11 protein-coding genes and 1 pseudogene are annotated in these 13958 nt (G+C 74.6%); 11 read left to right on the forward strand and 1 reads right to left on the reverse strand.

What is annotated here, in order from left to right; all coding sequences use genetic code 11:
• Positions 1–345: 345 nt before the first annotated feature.
• Together NX794_RS36010 and NX794_RS02515 are read left to right on the forward strand one after the other, a co-directional pair.
• Positions 346–504, forward strand: a complete 159-nt coding sequence (locus NX794_RS36010) for an eCIS core domain-containing protein (RefSeq protein ID WP_428985837.1) — start codon at positions 346–348, stop codon at positions 502–504.
• Between the two features lie 538 nt (positions 505–1042).
• The gene (locus NX794_RS02515; RefSeq protein WP_258776369.1) at positions 1043–1882 is read left to right on the forward strand and encodes a hypothetical protein; all 840 of its coding nucleotides are present in this window, start codon (positions 1043–1045) and stop codon (positions 1880–1882) included.
• Between the two features lie 244 nt (positions 1883–2126).
• On the opposite strand, the gene NX794_RS02520 is transcribed toward NX794_RS02515, so the two are convergent.
• On the reverse strand, positions 2127–3425 hold the full coding sequence (locus NX794_RS02520) for a COG1470 family protein (RefSeq protein ID WP_258776411.1): 1299 nt from the start codon (positions 3423–3425) through the stop codon (positions 2127–2129).
• 292 nt (positions 3426–3717) lie between these two features.
• Between NX794_RS02520 and NX794_RS02525 the strand changes: the two genes are divergently transcribed.
• The 9 genes and pseudogenes from NX794_RS02525 to NX794_RS02565 all read left to right on the forward strand — a co-directional run.
• The gene (locus NX794_RS02525; RefSeq protein ID WP_258776370.1) at positions 3718–4485 is read left to right on the forward strand and encodes a helix-turn-helix transcriptional regulator; all 768 of its coding nucleotides are present in this window, start codon (positions 3718–3720) and stop codon (positions 4483–4485) included.
• A gap of 237 nt (positions 4486–4722) precedes the next feature.
• Complete coding sequence (locus NX794_RS02530; RefSeq protein ID WP_258776412.1) at positions 4723–7839, forward strand: hypothetical protein; 3117 nt, start codon at positions 4723–4725, stop codon at positions 7837–7839.
• Entirely contained in the window at positions 7836–8534 is a 699-nt protein-coding gene (locus NX794_RS02535; protein ID WP_258776371.1) for a Pvc16 family protein, read from the forward strand. The genes NX794_RS02530 and NX794_RS02535 overlap by 4 nt, the downstream gene beginning before the upstream one ends.
• Entirely contained in the window at positions 8531–10618 is a 2088-nt protein-coding gene (locus tag NX794_RS02540) for an ATP-binding protein (protein ID WP_258776372.1), read from the forward strand. The genes NX794_RS02535 and NX794_RS02540 overlap by 4 nt, the downstream gene beginning before the upstream one ends.
• Before the next feature lie 139 nt (positions 10619–10757).
• Positions 10758–12320 carry a phage tail sheath family protein gene (locus NX794_RS02545; protein WP_258776373.1) on the forward strand — a complete coding sequence of 521 codons (1563 nt, stop codon included), beginning with the start codon at positions 10758–10760 and terminating at the stop codon, positions 12318–12320.
• A gap of 51 nt (positions 12321–12371) precedes the next feature.
• On the forward strand, positions 12372–12812 hold the full coding sequence (locus tag NX794_RS02550; protein WP_258776374.1) for a phage tail protein: 441 nt from the start codon (positions 12372–12374) through the stop codon (positions 12810–12812).
• Positions 12809–13312, forward strand: coding sequence for a zinc-ribbon domain-containing protein (locus NX794_RS02555; RefSeq protein ID WP_258776376.1), 504 nt, complete (start codon positions 12809–12811; stop codon positions 13310–13312). Before NX794_RS02550 ends, NX794_RS02555 begins: the two co-directional genes overlap by 4 nt.
• Positions 13309–13467, forward strand: a complete 159-nt coding sequence (locus tag NX794_RS02560; RefSeq protein WP_258776377.1) for a DUF6760 family protein — start codon at positions 13309–13311, stop codon at positions 13465–13467. The genes NX794_RS02555 and NX794_RS02560 overlap by 4 nt, the downstream gene beginning before the upstream one ends.
• 4 nt (positions 13468–13471) lie before the next feature.
• Positions 13472–13958, forward strand: a pseudogene (locus tag NX794_RS02565) (hypothetical protein); the annotation flags it as partial.

Raw genomic sequence — 13958 nt, forward strand, 5'->3', positions numbered from 1 at the left:
AGTGCGGGATCAGCCATCGTAACCGGGCGTGACGGCCGGCGGGGGCCCGGGCGGGCGCTGCACGATCGGGCAGCCGGTCTGCCCGGGCCGCGCCTCGGCCGCCGTGGCACCGGCCGGCCCGAGCCGCTACTGGTGGAGGCAGGCTACGGAAGGTGCGGGATGCCGACACACGAACGGCGGGACCGGCACGACGTACGGGAGCCCGGTGCGGCCACCCGCCGCGCACCGGAGCCCACGGCGGCGCCGGAGCAGCGGGCCGTGCCGGCCGGCGCCGTGCGGCGGTCCTCGGTGCACGGGGTGCTGCGCGGTGCCGGACGGCCGCTGGACGCGCCGCTGCGCGGGGAGATGGAGTCCCGGTTCGGCACCGACTTCGGGGACGTGCGCCTGCACACCGGGCCGGCTCGATGTTGTCCAGCAAGGGCCGTGACGCCGGAGCAGAAGCCGGGCTGCGCGGCCAGCGGTTTGATCCGGTCGATCCGGTTCAGCAGTTCGACCTTGTCCTGAGTGAACTTGATCTGACCGGCGTCGGCCGGCGTCATCTGGGAGTGGGCGGACGTCCCCGACGTGCCCGACCCCTGTGAGCCCGCGGTCTGCTGCGAAGCCTGCGATTCCTGTGACTCCTGGGAGGCGCGCGAGGGCGGCCGCGAGGTCTCGGGCGAGAGCTGTACGACGGTGTGGGGGCCCCGCTCCGGCCCGTCCTGCCGGGTCTGCTCGACCAGCCGGGTCACCGCCGCGTTGCCCGCGGACCGCTGGAGCGCCAGCAGCGACGGCCCCGCCGCCCCGGTCCGCCGCGCCGTGTCCGTCGTGGGGGCTCCGTGTCCGGTGTCCCGCTCCGTCCCGCGCCTGTGTGCTCGCACCGTGCTCCTTCGCATGGTCCCGGCGCCGCTCCCGTCCTTCGGTCCGCCGGACGGACCCTAGCCCCGCCCGCCCGGGGAGGAGAAGGTCCGGCGGGGCAGCGGGCGGGCAGACCGGTCGCCCGGTGCCGCAGGTTGCGGGAAGTGGCCGACGTCCCCGGCCGTCCGCCGGTTACCTTGGGCGGGCGATGACTTCTGAGACTTCTGACGAACCGGACCTCAGCACACAGGCCCTCGGCACACCGGCCCTCGGCACACCGGACCGGAACGACACCGCCTCACACGACACGACCGTAGGCGACACCGCCGTACACGACACCCCCGTACCCGCTTCTCGCGTCGCCCCGGCACCGGCCGACCGGGCGGTCGAGGACGCCGCCGCCCATCTGCTCGCCCTGTTGCGCGGCGATCAGCCGGCCACCGTGCCCGAGCAACTCGCCGCCTGGCGCGCCGCGCCGGCCTTCACCGAACTGGAGGTGACGCTCACCGAACTCGGGCGCTCGCGCAGACGCCGGGTGCAGGCCGAGATCAGCGCGTTCGGCGAGACGAAGAGCGCGGCCGCCTGGGCCGAGGACCCGCGCTTCGTCGTCACGGCACAGACCCTGGCCCAGCGCGTCGCGTCCGGCATGCGGGGCACGGACGCGCTCACCCTTCCGGTCACACGGACCCGCAAGCCGGAGGAACGGGCCTCGGTCCAGGTGCGGTTGCTCGACCTGCTGCGGACCGGCGAGGCCGAAGTGGGCCAGGCGCGGGACGTGTTGGGCATCCCCGCCTCGACGCTGTCCTCCTGGCTGCGGAACAACCCGGCCTTCCGGGCCGCGGTCGCCCAGGCCACGGCGCAGGGGATCGCCCGCGCCCAGCGTGCCGTACTCGCCCAGATCCGGATGGGCTCGACGCTGACGGGCGCGGCCCAGCTGCTGGGCGTGCACCCGCACCGCATCGGTGCCTGGCGCCGCGCCGACCCGGCGTTCGAACGCGGTCTGCGGACAGCGCTCGAACGCGGCCGGGGACGGCACCGGCCGGTCTGACACCCGCCCGCCCCGGCACGCGTCCCCCGGGCGAGAGCCGGAGAGGGACATCCGGCCAAAGTCGGTCCCGGACATAGGGCGCCAATTCGGCCGCAGAGCAGGGTATTCGGTCGACGGCGTGGGAACATAGGGTCGCAAAGAGGGCATCCGGCCAAAGGCGTCGCGGGTCTGTTTTCCGGACGCCGGGCCGGTCGGGCCCTTTGCAGCGTGGCACGGGTGATCGAGCATGGCCGTGCCGCTCACTTCACCGCGTGCTGCTGAGCACGCCGCTCACGTTGAGTACCTCGTGGCACTCCTGGGCACGGATACCCGTAGCCGGTGTGCCCGGTTTCGAGCAGGTGACCTGGGCGGTCACGGTGTCCTTCGCGGCGATCCTGATGGGGGTGACCCAGTGGTAGTCCTGGTTGCGGAAGGTCTCCAGCGCGATCGTCGTGATCTTCCGTTCGCCGAAGTTGATGGTCAACACCCCTTCGTCGCCCTGGAAGTTGGCGACGACGATGTCGGTGACGCCGAACACCTTGTCCTCGGGCACCGTGTAGGTGCCGGTCTTGTTCTGGCCGCCGGATGTCTTGAGGTCGATGGTGGCGGAACTCTGCTGCCCTCCGGAACCGGTGCCGGTGCCCGTGCCGGTGCCGTCACCCGTACCGGTGCCCGCTCCGCCACCGCCCGCGCCGGGCCGCGTGCTCGAACCGGCGCCGCCGGCGGGCTGGTCGGCGCCGCCCCCGGCGCCCTGGCCCTGGCCTTCCTGGCCGGCGGGTGTCGGCCGGGACTGGACGACCTCGTCGGCCGCGTCCTTCGCCGCGCTGCGCACCGCCGGCCGGACCAGCGTGAACCAGGCCAGCAGCAGGGCGAGAAGCGCGGCGAGCAGGGCGAGCAGCCACTTCGGGAAGACGGGGATCTGGACGAACTCCGCGTCCAGCTGGGTGCGTACGATGTCGTCCCGCTCCGGCTGTCCGGCGCCCTCGGCCGTCTCGGCGGCGGTCACGGTGAACGGCCAGACGACGGGCGAGCCGAACCACACCGGCTTCCCGGTCCGCACCCGCAGGCCCACCTCGGCGGACTCGCCGGGCTCCAGCCGCTGCGTCACCGGCCGGAACGCGAAGCCCAGCTCCTCCCCCGGCTGCCCGGGCGTGAAGCCCAGCGGGACCGGGCAGTTGCCCTCGTTGCGCACGGCCAGCCGGTACCGGCCGCGCAGCCAGCCCCGGCGGCGGCCCGGCGCCAGTTCGGCGCGCAGCTGCCGGAACTCCCCGACGTGCACCGTGGTCTCGGGCACCCGGACCGCCTCGGGGTGCTCCGTGGGCAGCACGCGTACGGCGAGCGGCACCTCGCCGGACCGGACGTCGGGCGAGCGCGGCGGCTCCAGACGGACCGTCACCGTCTCGGAGGTGCCCGGGTAGAGGGACACCCGCGCGGGCTCCACGGTGGCCCAGGCCGCGCAGTCGCCGACGACCTCCAGGCTGTAGGCCTCGACGATGTCACTGTCGTTGCGGACGGTCAGCGTGGTGGTGGCGAGGGTGCCGGGTGTCACCGACACCGGCGGCATGTCGAGACCCGGCGCGCCGGGGCTGGAAGAGGCTGCTGGAGACGTCACGCGGTGACCGTATGACGCCGCCCCGCGCGCTCCGAGAGGCGCGAGGGCAAGGCACCGGGCAGCCCCGGTGCCCCAGGCAGCGCTCACCGACTCCCCGCCGACCGGGCGCCGTCGGCCCGTGGAGCCGTTGACGGGCCGGCCGGTGTCACCGTCACCGTACGCACGTGTCCTCGTGACACACGCGCCTCTGTCCCCCCACCCGCCGTCGATCCCCCACGCATCACGGAAACAGGTACTGACGATCATGACCTGCCCCCAGGCAAGCAGCCCCGCCCCCTCGACCCCCGCACCGCACTCCCGGGCAGCCACGACGGCCGACCCGAGCCGGACCGCACACGCCGGCCGGACGACACACACGGGCCACTGGTCGGGGCCCGCACAGCGGCTGGAGCGGGTGACCGTCACCGTCTACGCCCCCGACCCCGTCCTCTACGTCGGTGTCGTCCACCAGTTGCGCCAGCGCCCGGAGATCGAGCTGGTCGACGGCGCCGCCGCGGCCGACGCGCAGGTGTCGCTGGTGACCGTCGACACCGTGGACGACGAGACGTTCGCCCTGCTGCACCGACTGCGCCACAACTCCGCGACCCGCACCGGTCTCGTGGTCGGCACCTTCGAGTCCGGGGACGCGCTGCAACGCGCCATCGAGTCCGGTGTCGCGGCGGTGTTACGGCGTGCCGAGGCCGACCAGGACCGGCTGCTGAGCCTGGTGCTGGCGATCGCCAACGGCGAGGGGGTGCTGCCGGGTGACCTGCTCGCCAAGCTCCTCCACCACGTCGGCAGCCTGCAACGCTCCGCCCTCGACCCGCGTTCCGCGTCGCTGTCCACGCTGACCGCGCGCGAGGCGGAGATGCTGCGGCTGGTGGCGGAGGGGCTGGACACGGCCGAGATCGCGCGCAAGACCGCGTACTCCGAACGCACCGTCAAGAACGTGCTGCACGAGGTGATCACCCGGCTGGAACTGCGCAACCGCGCCCACGCGGTGGGCTTCGCGCTGCGCAACGGGCTGATCTGACACACCCGTTGAGGTGTCACGAGCGCCTGCACTGCCCGAAAGCCCACCCGGCGCTTCCCCCGGATGCGTCCCGGCGGCCCTGCCGCGCCGGGGCGGCCGGACCCACGATGGCGGGCGTATGTGCGAAGACGGTGTGCGGACAGCAGACGGTGTGCGGACAGTGGTGCGCGGACAGTGAGGTGGGCCGTGACGGGCACGGACGGATCCGGCGGCCCCCGCCGCCTGCGGCGGATCGGCATGTCGTTGCTGCTGCTGGTCCCCCTGGTGGCGGTGACCGCGGCGGCCGGGCCCCGTGACGCCGGGACGCGGGTGACGGCGGCCGACACGACCAGCACCCGGGTCGCCTACGCGGGAACCCGGCACCGCAGCCTGGGACGCGTGGTGACGACCACCTCCAGCACTCCCCTGTTCGGCACGGGCCCCACGCACTACGACGTCCAACCCTCCGCGCTGGGCGACCAGTTGGTGTTCGCCTCCAAGCGCGACGAGAAGAAGCCGCAGGTCTATCTGCGGGCCGCCGACGGGTCTGTACGACGGCTGACCAGCGGCCGGGACGCGGCGCACCCGCGGCTCACCCCGGACGGGCGGTCGGTGGTGTTCGACTCGGCCGAGCCCGGCGGCACCGGCGGCGGCACCCAGCGCGACCTGTGGCTGGTGCGCACGGACGGCACGGGACTGACCCGGCTGACCGACACCCCGGCGAACGAGGAGTGCCCGACCGTCTCCCCCGACGGGCAGCGCCTGGCGTACTCCAGCGACATCGACGCGGCCGTGGGGCAGCAGGTCTACGTACGGCCCCTGGCGGGCGGCACCGCCCAGCGGGTCACGGATCCAGCGAACGGGACCGCGAGCGAGCCGGCCTGGAACCCGGTGGACGACGCCGAGAACCGCGACATCATCGCCTACACGGCCACCGGCGCCGACGGCCCCCGGCTGCGCTGGACCAGCGGTTCGGCGGGCGGCGGCGGGCCGCTGCTGGCCGGTGCGCAGGCCGAGTGGCGGACCCACGGGGCAGCCTGGCTGCCCGACGGGGACGGGCTGCTGTTCCTCAGCCCCGACCGCACCTGCGACTGCGAGGGCGACTGGGACCATGTCTTCCGGGTGCCGGCGCACTCCGCCGACACACCGTCCCTGGTGCTGAGCGAGGACCGCGAGGTCGGCACGGTCACCTGGCTCGGCCCGCTCGACGGCGGCACGCCGGTCGTGGACCGGACGACGGCCGCCGGCCCGCACACGGTGACCCTCCAGGACGTCCGCCAGGACGGCTCCGACCCGCGCGACCTCGGGCTGACCATCCTGAACGAGGACCCGGCGGCGGACACCAACACCGACCCGTCGAAGGACCCGCTGTTCCAGCCGGCCACCGGGTACGACCCGTGGACCGAGCGGCAGAACTACACGCCCGACGGCCGCGGGATCGTGCTGACCCGCTTCGAGGGCTCCGGTGACGCCCGGATCGAGCGGATCTGGCTCGCCGACGCCGACGGCGCGAACCCACGGGTCCTGCCCTTGGCGGGGCGCGGGGAGCGGGACTGGGACACCGACCCGACCCTGTCGCCCGACGGCAAGCTCCTCGCCTTCACCCGGACCTCGCCGGGCGGCACCGGGGGCACGGCGGGGCCCAGCCGGGTACTGGTCGCGGACGTCGCCACCGGGGCGATCCGCGGCGAGATCACCCCGCCGGCCGGCCAGACCCAGGGCAGCGACGCCCAGCCCACCTGGTCGTCCGACGGCACCACGCTGGCCTTCACCCGCACCCAGGTGATCGACGGCAACGGCGGCAACAAGCACATCTGGACCGTCCCGGTGGACCACCTAGACCGGCAGCGCGACCTCAGCGCGACCAACTGCCCCGGCGCCTGCGACGTCATCGACGACAGTCCGGCGTTCTCCCCCGACGGGCGGACCATCGCCTTCAACCGCAAGAACGGCGGCGGCCGGGTGGACGAGCACAACGGCCTCCTGCTGACCTCGGTGTCCGGCGACGCCTGCGAGGTGCTGCTGCCCGCCGCCGCGCACGGGGTGCCCGGCGCCTGCGGCCGGGAGCTGCCGGACACCTCGGCCACCGGCCCGTTCCAGCCCCGGGACGCCGCGTGGACCGCCGACGGCAAGAGCCTGGTGATCAGCTCGCGGGCCGCGTTGGCCGCCAACAGCCCCGAGAAACTGCGTCTGGTGGACGTCGGCTCGGGCGTGCTGACACCGCTCACCGAAGACCTGCCGGGGCGGCAGAAGGAGCCGAGCGTGCAGCAGTCCGTGGACCTCGCGGTGCAGGCGCCGGACACCTCGGGACAGATCACCGTCGGGCGTACCGGCAAGGTCCAGGTCGACGTCGTCAACCACGGTCCCGCCGCCTCTCCCGGCACCCGGCTCACCGTGGCGCCGCCGCTGGGCGTCACCGTGACCGGTCTGACCGCGCCGGGCGGCACCTGCGACACCGCCGCGCTCACCTGCGACCTGGGGGTGGTGCCGCCCGGCGGCACCGTCCCGGTGACCGTCACGCTGCGGGGCAACACGGTCGGCGACCAGACCGTCGGCTGGTCGGTCACCGGAGCCGTCGTCGACCCCAACCCCACGGACAACGCCGACCGGACCGTGGTCCCGGTGCGCGAGGCGCCCACTCCGCCGACCCCGACCCCGACGCCGACCACGACCGCGCCCAGGCCGCCGACCACACCGCCGTCGCCGCCGCCTCAGCCCCCCGCGCCGCAGGCCGGACCGGGGGTGCGCGTGGACGCGCAGCCGAATCCCGGCTACGTGGGGGGCCGGGTCGTCGTCACCTACACCGTCCGCAACGGTCGTAACGCGCTGGCCACCGGGCTGCGGCTGCGCATCGGGCTGCCGGCCGGCGTGCCGGACAACGGCCCGCCCGAGGGCTGCGACGCGTCCTGGGTGTGCGCGCTGCCCGACCTGACCCCGGGCGCCAGTACCGTCGTCCGGGTCGTGCTCAGCCCGAAGAAGGCGCTCACCAGCCAGGTCACCGGCACCCTGACCACCACCGGCACCGACGCCGACCTCGGCGACAACTCCGCCCGGCAGCGGCTGCGCGTCCTCCAGCCGCGGATCGTCGCGGTGCCGCCGATCGGCAAGCCCGGCTTCGTGACCTCAGTGCGCGGCAAGGACTTCCCGCCCGGCGCGCCGGTACGGTTCCGCTGGCGGCCCGGCATCACCGCCGCCGCCGCGCCGACGGTGCCGAAGGCGGACGGCACGTTCATCGGCCAGCTGCTGATCCTCGCCAAGGACCAGACGGGCCCGCGCACCATCACCGCGCGCGGTCCCGGCTTCTCACCGGTGAAGACGGACTTCCTGGTCGTCAACGGCAGCGTGCAGCCGCCCGACGAGGTGACCCGCCGGTGATCCACGAGGTGGACGAGGCGCTGCGCCGGCTGCTCGACGGGGCCGGACTCGCGGCCTCGGGTGTCGAGATCGCCTTCGACGCGCCGACCAGCGACTGGGCGGCGCGCCGCAGCTCTCCCACGGTCTGCGTGTTCCTGTACGACATCCGGGAGGACAACTCGCGGCGCAACAGCAGTGCCGGGGAGGTCTACGACGAGGACGGCCTGGTCGTCGCCCGGCGCTCCCCCGCGCGCTGGTTCGAGCTGACGTACCTGGTGACGGCGTGGGCGAGCCGCCCGCAGGACGAGCACCGGCTGCTGTCCCAGGTGCTGTCCTGCCTGGTGTCCACCGACACCCTCGGGCCGGACCTGCTGACCGGTTCGCTCGCTCGACTCGGCCTGATCGTGGGCCTGGACGCGGGCGGCACCGGCCTGGACGCGCCGGCCGCCTCCGACGTGTGGTCCGCCCTCGGCGGCGAGCTGAAGCCGTCGCTCGGGGTCCGGGTGCGGGCGCCGCTGGCCGGGATCGAGCGGGCCGCCGCGCCGCCGGTCACCGAGGGCCTGGTGGTCCGCTCCGTGCCGCACTCCCAGGACCCGGACTCCTCACGCCGGCTGCGCTACACGGAGGTCCGCGACGCCGGCGACGAGGGCTTCGGCGGCCCCCGGGAGCGCCGGCCGGCACCCGCGCGCCGCCGCAGGGGGGACCGGCAGCCGTGACGTACACCGTGGAGCCCGGCGCACCGGCCGGCACGGACGACGTGCCCTTCCTGTGGCCGCGGCTGCGGGCGGTGGAGGACCGGGTACGGCGGGCCGTCGCCGCCCGCCGGGCCGTCGACCCGGACCCGGACGACCCCTACCGGGGGCAGTACCTCACCCCGGAGGCGGCCGAGCGGATCCTCGACGAGCCGGACGGCCCCGCCCTGCCCCCGCTGCCGCCCGCGGACCCGCCGCCGGGCTCCCCGCTGGACCGCCTCGCCCGGGACTTCGGCCTGGCGCCGCTGGACGTGGACCTGCTCCTGGTCGCCGTGGCGCCGGACCTGGACGCCCGCTTCGAGCGGCTGTACGGCTACCTCAACGACGACCTGACGCGCCGCCGCCCGACCGTCGGCCTCGCCCTCGAACTGTGCGGGCACAGCGGGATGTCGGCGGCCCGGTTCCGGCTCTCGCCCGGCGCGCCGCTGCTCGCGGGCGGGCTGCTGGAGGTCGGGGAGCAGGACCGGCCGCCGCTGTCCCGGGTGCTGACCGTGCCGGACCGGGTCACCGCCCATCTGCTGGGCGACACGGCGCCGGACGCGCGGCTGCGGGAGGTGCTCGGCGAGGACACCGTCGACCCGGCGGCCGACGCCGCGCTGGTCGGGCGGGCCGCCGCGGCGTGCGCCGGAGGCACCGGCCATGTGCACCTGCGGTCCCGCGGCGGTGCCCCCGAGGGCCTGGCCGACGCCGCGCTGCGCGCGTCCGGCCGGCGCCCGCTGGTCCTGGACGCGGCGCTGCTCGCCCGGCACCGCGGCGAACCCGCCGAACTCGCCGCGACGGCCGCCCGCGAGGCCCGGCTGACGGGCGCCGGGGTGGTCCTCGGCCCGCTGGACGCGCTGCCGGACAAGCCGTCCGAGCTGGCCCGCGTCCTGCGCACCGTGTGTACGGCGCTGTCCGGGCTGCCCCTGTTCACGTACGGCTCGCAGGGCTGGGACCCGGCCTGGGCGGCCCGGGCGCCGGTGACGCTGACGGTGGCCGCCGCCTCGCCCGAGGGCCAGGCGGCCCGGTGGCGGTACGCGCTGGAGACGGCGGCCGGGGAGGACGCGGCGCCCGGGGACGTGGACGCGCTCGCCCGTTCCGTCGCCGCGCACCGGCTGGACGCCGGGCAGGTGCGGCGGGCCGCCGAGGCGGCGGTGCGGACGGCGGCGCTGGCCGGGCGGCCGGTGGGACCGGACGAACTGCGGGCCGCCGTACGGGCGCAGAACGGCGCCGGGCTGGCCCGGCTGGCCCGCCGGGTGGAGCCCGCGGTGGGCTGGAACGACTTGGTGCTGCCGGCGGCGGCGCTGCGCGGGCTGCGGGAACTCGCGGTGCGCGCCCGCCGCCGCGATCAGGTCCTCGGGCAGTGGGGGATGCGGCCCGGCGGCGGCCGGGGCCGGGGCGTCATCGCGCTGTTCGCGGGCGAGTCGGGCACCGGCAAGACGATGTCCGCCGAGGTGGTGGCCGCCGACCTGGGCATGGACCTGTACGTGGTGGACCTGTCCACGGTCGTCGACAAGTACATCGGGGAGACCGAGAAGAACCTGGAGCGGATCTTCACGGAGGCGTCGGCGGTCAACGCGGTGCTGCTGTTCGACGAGGCCGACGCGATCTTCGGCAAGCGCTCGGAGGTGAAGGACGCGCGCGACCGGCACGCCAACATCGAGTCGGCGTACCTGCTCCAGCGCATGGAGTCCTTCGACGGCATCGCCGTGCTCACCACCAATCTGCGGGCCAACCTGGACGAGGCCTTCACCCGGCGCCTGGACGTCGTGGCGGACTTCCCGGTGCCCGACGCGGCCCAGCGGCTCGCCCTGTGGGAACGCTGCCTGGGCGAACGGCTGCCCCGCGCCGCCGACCTCGATCTCGCCTTCTGCGCCGACCGGTTCGAGCTGGCGGGCGGCTCCATCCGGGCCTGCGCGGTGACGGCCGCCTACCTGTCGGCCGAGTCCGGCACGCCTTTGACGATGCGTCAGCTCGTGACGGCGATCGCCCAGGAGTACCGCAAGCTCGGCCGGCTGGTCCTGGAGGCCGAGTTCGGGCCCTGGCTGGCGCAGGTCACCGGCGGCTGACCCTGCACGCGGGGTGCGCGGCGACCGCCCGCACGGGCAGGGCGGTTGCCCCCGGGCAGGGCCCGAAGTCCCCTGTCGGCCACGGTGACCGGAGGAAAGGCTGAGGGGGACCCGCACCGCAGGACGTGAAGGAGCGAGCATGCCGACGTACCTCACCCCAGGCGTGTACGTGGAGGAGGTCCAGTCCGGCGCTCGGCCCATCGAGGGTGTGGGCACCGCCGTCGCCGCGTTCGTCGGCTTCGCCGAGGACGGTCCCTTCCACGAGCCGACGCTGGTCACCAGCTGGGACCAGTACACAAAGGGGTTCGGCGGCTTCACCCGGGGCGCCTATCTGCCGCACGCCGTCTACGGCTACTTCGCCAACGGCGGCGGCGCGGCCTACATCGTCCGCATCGGCGGCTCCGCCGAGGACTCGTCCGCCCCGGCCGCCGAGCGGGGCGACACCGGCCGGCAGGGCGGCCCGGCGCCGACCGTGGAGGTGGGCGGCTTCCTCGTCGCGGCCAGGCCCGGGGTGAGCGGCGTGTCCGTGGAGGTGGCCGACCCCGAGGGCGAGAGCCCGTCCGAGGACCGCTTCCGGCTGCTGGTCCGCCAGGGCGACCAGGTGGCCGAGACGTACGACGCCTCGACCCGCAGGAACGTCAAGGGCTATCTGGTCAACCAGGTCCGCGCTTCAAAGCTGATCGAGGTCACCGAGCAGCGCGGCGCGAGCCAGACCCGGCCGGCCGCGCAGACCGTGGCGGTACCCGACGCCCCGGCCGCGCCCGCCACCGCCCCGGCCGGCGAGGTGGCCCGGCTCGACCCGGGCGAGTACGTCGGTGACGCGGACGCCCGCACCGGGTTCGCCGGCCTGGAGACCATCGACGAGATCACGATGGTCGCCGTACCGGACCTGATGAGCGCCTACCAGCGCGGGGACATCGACGCCGAGGGTCTGCGCACCGTCCAGCTGGCCGTCATCTCGCACTGCGAGCAGATGGGCGACCGGGTCGCCGTCCTCGACGCGCCGCCCGGCATGTCCGCGCAGCAGGTGCGCACCTGGCGCAACGACGAGGCGGGCTACGACTCCCGCTACGCGACCCTCTACTACCCCTGGATCCGGGTGTTCGACCCGGCCGCCGGACGCAACACCACGGTCCCGCCGAGCGGTCACGTCGCCGGCCTGTGGGCGCGCAGCGACGGCGAGCGCGGGGTGCACAAGGCGCCCGCCAACGAGGTCGTGCGCGGCGCCGTGGACCTGGAGCTGCGGCTCAGCAAGGGGGAGCAGGACCTGCTCAACCCGATCGGCGTGAACTGCATCCGGGCCTTCCCGGGGCGCGGCGTCCGGGTGTGGGGCGCCCGCACCCTGTCCTCCGACCCGGCGTGGCGGTACCTGAACGTGCGCCGGCTCTTCAACTACCTGGAGGAGTCCATCCTCCTGGGCACCCAGTGGGTGGTGTTCGAGCCGAACGACGACCGGCTGTGGTCGAGCATCCGCCGCAACGTCAGCGCGTTCCTCATCGAGGAGTGGCGCCGGGGCGCGCTGTTCGGGCGGACGGCAGCGGAGGCCTTCTACGTGAAGTGCGACCGCGACAACAACCCGCAGGAGTCCATCGACCAGGGCCGGGTCGTCTGCGAGATCGGCGTGTCGCCGGTCAAGCCCGCCGAGTTCGTGGTGTTCCGGCTGGCCCAGTTCTCCGACAGCACCAGCCTCGTCGACGAGTGACGCGGACGGCCGGTCCAGACGATCGGCTCCTACGAAAGGTGACAGGCAGTCATGGCAGAGGGCGATGCTCTTTCCACCCATATCTTCGGCGTGCAGCTCGGCGGTTACCTGGTCGAATCGATCCAGGAGATCAGCGGGCTGACCGTCGAGGAGGAGGTCGTCGAGGTCCGGCAGGTCAGCTCCGAGGGCAAGCAGATCATCCGCAAGCAGCCGGGCGCCCGGCAGGCCGGCGAGATCACCATCACCCGGGGGCTCGACCAGAGCAGCGAGTTCACGAAGTGGATCAAGGAAACGCTGAACAACGGCGCGGTGGACACCGCGCGGCAGAACCTCACCATCGAGATCAAGGACTCCACCGGTGCGACCGTGCGCCGCATCCAGCTCATGCAGGGCTGGGCGTCCAAGTGGGAGGGCCCCTCGCTCAAGGCGGGCGAGTCGGCCGCCGCGACGGAGTCCGTGACCATCGTGTTCGAGGAGATCGTCGTCGAATGAGGCGCCGTACGGTGACCGCGGGCAGCCTGGAGGAGATCCTCCAGGCCACCGCCCCCACGGCGGACGCGACGGCTCCCCGCCCCGCCGCCCCCGCCGCCGCTCCGGCTCCCCCGTCCGGTCGGGACCACGGGCTGCGCACCGAGTTCGAGTTCGAGCTGCCCCGCGGGTACGTGGACGAGGCGGGCACACTGCACCGGCACGGCGCGATGCGCCTGGCCACGGCCCGCGACGAGCTACGGCCCCAGATCGACCTGCGCGTCAAGGAGAACCCGGCGTACCTGAGCGTGGTGCTGCTCAGCCAGGTGATCACCCGCCTCGGCACGATCACCGACGTGCACGCCGGGGTCGTGGAGCGGATGTACGCCACCGACGTGGCCTTCCTCCAGGACTTCTACCGGCGCGTCAACAGCGAGGGGCACACCCGGGCCGCCGTCACCTGCCCGCACTGCGAGGGCGGCTTCGAGGTCGACCTCTCGGGTGGGCGCCTGGGGGAATCGTGACGTACGCCCTCCCCCGGCTGCGGGAGGAGATCGCGTACATCGCCTACCACTTCCACTGGCCCCTGGACGAGATCATCGACCTCCCGCACGGCGAGCGCCAGCAGTGGGTGACCGAGATCGCCCGCATCAACACCCGCGTGAACGAAGGCGGTTGAGCACATGGCATGGCGGGACAGGTGGCGCCGCCCGCGCCGCGCCGAGAGCCCGGCCGGAGTGACCTCCGTCCCCGGCGCCGGTGAGCCGGGAACGACGACCGTGCCGGCGGGCTGGGACGGCGGCTGGCGCTCCGTCGCCGCGCCGGACCTCACCCTCTCGCGGGCCCCGCTGGCCGTCAGCGACGGCCTCGTCTTCCGCGCGGGCCTCGCGGCCTGGCGCGACCCGTCCTTCGACCGGGGCCTGGCCCACGGTGTCCTGCCCACGGCACCGGCCGGCATCGTACGCGGCATAGCCCGCCCGGCGGCCTCCGCGGGCACGTTCAGCGGGGGCGGCCCCCTGCTGCTGCGGGCGCCGGCGCGGTATGGCGAGGAGGACATCGCCGTCGACGCCGACGAGACGGCTCCGATGCGGGAAAGCACCGGCGCGAGGCCCGGCGGCAGGGGCGCGAGCACGCGGGTGGTCGAGCCGACGCCGTTGCCCGAAGCACGCC

The sequence above is a fragment of the Streptomyces pyxinicus genome, assembly GCF_024753135.1.
Lineage (GTDB): Bacteria > Actinomycetota > Actinomycetes > Streptomycetales > Streptomycetaceae > Streptomyces > Streptomyces pyxinicus.

What these genes read in the sequence shown, in the direction of transcription:
- NX794_RS36010 (WP_428985837.1), top strand. Translation starts at nt 346, where the DNA reads ATGGAGTCCCGGTTCGGCACCGACTTCGGGGACGTGCGCCTGCACACC.
- NX794_RS02515 (WP_258776369.1), top strand. Translation starts at nt 1,043, where the DNA reads ATGACTTCTGAGACTTCTGACGAACCGGACCTCAGCACACAGGCCCTC.
- NX794_RS02520 (WP_258776411.1), bottom strand. Translation starts at nt 3,425, where the DNA reads ATGCCGCCGGTGTCGGTGACACCCGGCACCCTCGCCACCACCACGCTG.
- NX794_RS02525 (WP_258776370.1), top strand. Translation starts at nt 3,718, where the DNA reads ATGACCTGCCCCCAGGCAAGCAGCCCCGCCCCCTCGACCCCCGCACCG.
- NX794_RS02530 (WP_258776412.1), top strand. Translation starts at nt 4,723, where the DNA reads ATGTCGTTGCTGCTGCTGGTCCCCCTGGTGGCGGTGACCGCGGCGGCC.
- NX794_RS02545 (WP_258776373.1), top strand. Translation starts at nt 10,758, where the DNA reads ATGCCGACGTACCTCACCCCAGGCGTGTACGTGGAGGAGGTCCAGTCC.
- NX794_RS02550 (WP_258776374.1), top strand. Translation starts at nt 12,372, where the DNA reads ATGGCAGAGGGCGATGCTCTTTCCACCCATATCTTCGGCGTGCAGCTC.
- NX794_RS02555 (WP_258776376.1), top strand. Translation starts at nt 12,809, where the DNA reads ATGAGGCGCCGTACGGTGACCGCGGGCAGCCTGGAGGAGATCCTCCAG.